The organism is Desulfofustis glycolicus DSM 9705, assembly GCF_900130015.1.
GTDB lineage: Bacteria > Desulfobacterota > Desulfobulbia > Desulfobulbales > Desulfocapsaceae > Desulfofustis > Desulfofustis glycolicus.
Genome location: NZ_FQXS01000068.1, coordinates 1 through 3,853, shown reverse-complemented (window position 1 = coordinate 3,853; position 3,853 = coordinate 1). Strand labels below are relative to the sequence as shown.

Here is a 3,853-nt window from a genome sequence, read left to right as displayed (position 1 = left end):
GCTATGATATCGTTGCCATTCATACGTTTCTCCTCGCTATTTCGTGTGGATTTGATCTTATGATATCAAATCCACACGAAATGACGAGGAGCCTAAAATTTCTGTCACCTCGGCTGACCTGACCAAGTTGCAAAAGCGGAAAGATACGCTGACGGCAGAACTTGCAAAAATCGAGGGAGTCATTGAGCAAGAGTCTGTTACGATCGAAGCCTTTGTGGACGATGATGATAGTATGCTGAAAGAGCTTACCAGGCGGAAAGAGGCGCTGCTTGCTGATAGGGCGCTCGGGAAACAGATTGATCAGCAAGAGATTAAAAGTGTCTGTGGGCAAATTGCTTCGGAGGAAGAACTGTCAGCAGGGCGTTTAACCATAGCAAGTGAAGCGCGCCACCTGATTAATGGGCTGATGTCGAAAAAAAACGAATTGGAGAAAGAGCTGGCCACCATCACTGACCATCATCGGGAGGCGCTGAAGGTATTCCTATCGCAAGAATTGAATAAGGCCGGGGATGATTATTTCCGAATGGCGAGCGACCTTTTTCGTACCTTTGCGAAGGTAGTCACCATTGATCGATTTTTACGGGATTACGGGTACAAGAACGGAACATCCGTCTTGCCGTCTTCGGTACCAAACTTCTACTTGCCAGATCTAAATCTAGAGAGAAGCCCTGACAGGAATCATTCGTCTGCGCTGTACCGCTTTGCGAGTGTTGGCTCAGCCGATTTCGAACGGTTGCGAGATGTGTTCCCAGAAATTGGGATTTCTTAGAACCACCATGCCCCGCTGGCGTAGGTTGCCGTCTGCGGGGTGGTCTCTCCACTCGTCTGGGGATACCCTCTTCCTACTAAACCAGGGAACCGGCGATGGTCCCCCGCTCGTATAGGTGTTCCCGGCGAGTTGCCCCCCGTCGCCATTTCATGACAATGGGTTCAAAAATGAAAATTACTGACGGTGTTTGGATCAAGATATTCCAATCAGGAGCGGCCGGAGGCGCTAAACAGGTCTCTTCTTTTGAGCTGAACCAGATTATCGCAAATTTCAATAGTGAAGACCAGGTTCCCATTATCATTGGGACACCATCTCATGATGCGCCTGCTTATGGCTGGCTGTCAGCGTTACGCAAGAGCGGTGATGCTCTCTATGGGAGAATCGGCCATATGTGCGACTCTTTGCAATCGTCTCTGGAACTAAAAGGACACGGCAGCATTACGGCAAGAATAGCAGCTACGGTTTCAGGTCCAAAACTACTGAGTGTCGCTTTTTCGGATACCTCGCCTCTGGGAGCCTCAGCAAAACAAATATTTTCTATCGGGTCCTTGCCTGAATACGTTGTGCAAGTCAGTTTCTCTGAGGGAGGTGAGAGTGAATTGTCCGTTGATTTGCTGGCCAACCTTGCCGGTAAGGTTTAACACCGGCCAAAATGTTTTAACAGTACCGCAAGGAGTTGAAAATAAAGAAATAAAATACCGACTTTGTCTAATAGTAAGATTATACCCCATACCAGGCACGACTATAATTGATTATATCGTTAAATAACGGACAGATATGATCGTTTTTGGTGTTTCTTCTTTAATTGCATAATGAGTGTCACAAGGCTTACTTGGTGTTTGATTGTTGTTTATTTTATCAATAAAAAACAAATATATACAATATATTTATAAGTTGCAGACGTTAAAATTAACTGAAAGTTTAACATGTAAACTTTTGTTATGTGCAGTTTTTTCATGTGGAAGGGCCGTGATCCTAATGCTTAAGAAGATCATTTTGGCAGTTGGGGGGAGAAATTATCATCATTGCCGTGATAATTAGGGTTTAATGGTTGAATAGTTGTGTTTTTCGTGGGAATAGGTGGTATTTGGCGGGTTTTGGTGGGAAATCGAACCAAGTGTAACACCTGGTACCGAAACAATATCAGATGGTGGCAATATGAAGGCGGTTAAGGGAGTAAAGCGGGTTCAGGTTGATGGTAAAAAATACTTCATGCCTGCTGAAGATGCAGACATCGAAAAGCTTATTCAAAAGGGTTTGAGGCTCAAGTCCAAACTGGACACGGTGAAAAGTGATCTTGAGGAAGTTGAGAATCGCCTGATCGAGATCGCCAGGGCTAGACGCGAAGGGACAACAACGGTAACGCTTTCAGGCGTTTCAGCGGAATCTATTGTCACCTTCCGGGAAAGCTTCGCCGTAAGTCCCGATATCGTGAATATAGCTTTGCCACTGGGGCCGCTCTTTGATCGATTTTTCAAAAAGGATGTTGCATATAAGGGCACAGCGGACTTCAAGAAATTTATGGAGTCGGGTCATGCCCTAGGGCTGGAAAATGCAGAAGAAACCAAAAAAGCCATTCTGGATTACATAACCGTCAAAGAGACGAAGCCCAATGTGAAAATTCAGCAGCGGAAAAAATGATCTATTCTGCTGATTAATCGGATAAAAAACCATCATCAGATGCACTTGAGCCGGTCTGTTCGGAAGAGATCTGCCTGTCTTCACCCTCTGTAGTATCAATCGAATTTATGAACCGTCGCGGTCAGAAAGGTATACCTTTTTGGCGCTACAGAAAAGGCATGTCAAAAAGGCCCAAAAACGATTTGTTGACACAAATTCTAAAAAGGTCTAAGATATTGGTGACAGTTAGCCAAAACCTTTTGACAAAGGGGGATCACATGAGCAAACGGGTGGGATACATCAGGGTGAGCAGTGCTGATCAAAAAACAGACAGACAGCTTGAAGGGATCGAGCTTGACAAGATCTTTACTGAGAAGATCAGCGGCAAGGACACACGGCGCCCAGCCCTGCAGGCCATGCTAGAATTTATCAGAGAAGATGACAAGGTTTTCGTCCACGAGCTTTCTCGCCTTGGCCGGTCTATGATCGACCTGTACCAACTCGTTGAACAGATCACCGAAAAGGGCGCAGTAATCAGCTTTGTGAAAGAAGGAATGGAGTTTTCAACAGGCCAGGCAGATCCAGTAAAGCAAGCCATGTTCGGTATGCTTTCTGTGTTCGCCCAATTTGAGCGGTCGCTTATTAAACAGCGGCAGGCAGAAGGGATAGCGTCAGCAAAAGCTAAGGGGAAACATCTCGGCAGGCCTGCCAAATTGACCGCAACGCAACGTGAAAAGATCTCTGTAATGGTCGCAGCAGGGGAAACGATAAAGGCCGTAGCAGCCGAATTTGAGGTATCCAGAGCCACAGTTTACAATTGCATCTCAAAGGCCACATAGAGCTGGAGGTTTGATCGAATCAATCGAATGATTGGACGAAAAAACGGTACCGGGAGCACCGATACCGTTTGTAACTGTCAGCAGAAGACCGCTGATAATCAGTTGGTTGTGTAAACAATACTGATTTGATTGAACTTATTATTTTTTTGCAACATAAATTGGACCGAACATTCCGGTGTTGTTCAGCAAATTCCAAATTTTTTTCATGGTTAATGCTGTTTCTTGAGATACAAAATGTGATGACCTGCTCCCATGAGGCGAACCCAAAAAATAGGGGCGCATTGTTTCCCAAGTTTCCGCAACCTCCGCCCACTCCCAACTGGGTATCTCTTTTTGAAGCATGAGTGGAATTGCTATCGACGCGGGTATCGAACGATCGTTGGAGATTGATTTATTCCAATCACAGGTAACAAGGATAGGGGTTGCGTCAGGTTGATACATCTGAACGTCAAGGCGTTCTGCATTAATCGTTGCAATATGGCTATAAGGTAATTCTTGAACGGAATCTATAATGGCTTGCCCATCACTGTAGGGTTCCTTGCAAAATAGCGGGTAAAAAACTGGCCAATTACCCCAAAAAATCAGACAAACTCTCTGAAAATGTATTAATATCAATATGTTGAAA

4 protein-coding genes and 1 pseudogene are annotated in these 3,853 nt (G+C 45.1%); 4 read left to right on the top strand and 1 reads right to left on the bottom strand.

The genetic code is table 11. The features are described from left to right. Nucleotides 1-127: 127 nt before the first annotated feature. The 4 genes from BUC26_RS22260 (at nucleotide 128) to BUC26_RS22245 (ending at nucleotide 3,228) form a co-directional block, all read left to right on the top strand. Nucleotides 128-769, top strand: coding sequence for a hypothetical protein (locus BUC26_RS22260; RefSeq protein ID WP_073379591.1), 642 nt, complete (start codon nucleotides 128-130; stop codon nucleotides 767-769). A gap of 167 nt (nucleotides 770-936) precedes the next feature. Then, nucleotides 937-1,410, top strand: coding sequence for a hypothetical protein (locus BUC26_RS22255; RefSeq protein ID WP_143166140.1), 474 nt, complete (start codon nucleotides 937-939; stop codon nucleotides 1,408-1,410). A gap of 517 nt (nucleotides 1,411-1,927) precedes the next feature. After that, nucleotides 1,928-2,410, top strand: coding sequence for a hypothetical protein (locus BUC26_RS22250; RefSeq protein WP_073379587.1), 483 nt, complete (start codon nucleotides 1,928-1,930; stop codon nucleotides 2,408-2,410). A 257-nt stretch (nucleotides 2,411-2,667) separates the two neighbouring features. Then, nucleotides 2,668-3,228 carry a recombinase family protein gene (locus BUC26_RS22245; protein ID WP_073379593.1) on the top strand — a complete coding sequence of 187 codons (561 nt, stop codon included), beginning with the start codon at nucleotides 2,668-2,670 and terminating at the stop codon, nucleotides 3,226-3,228. A 138-nt stretch (nucleotides 3,229-3,366) separates the two neighbouring features. Here the strand turns inward: BUC26_RS22245 and BUC26_RS23695 are convergent. Further along, nucleotides 3,367-3,853, bottom strand: a pseudogene (locus tag BUC26_RS23695) (hypothetical protein); the annotation flags it as partial.

Coding starts and splice junctions, on each gene's coding strand:
- BUC26_RS22250 (WP_073379587.1), top strand. CDS start 1,928: ATGAAGGCGGTTAAGGGAGTAAAGCGGGTTCAGGTTGATGGTAAAAAA.
- BUC26_RS22255 (WP_143166140.1), top strand. CDS start 937: ATGAAAATTACTGACGGTGTTTGGATCAAGATATTCCAATCAGGAGCG.
- BUC26_RS22245 (WP_073379593.1), top strand. CDS start 2,668: ATGAGCAAACGGGTGGGATACATCAGGGTGAGCAGTGCTGATCAAAAA.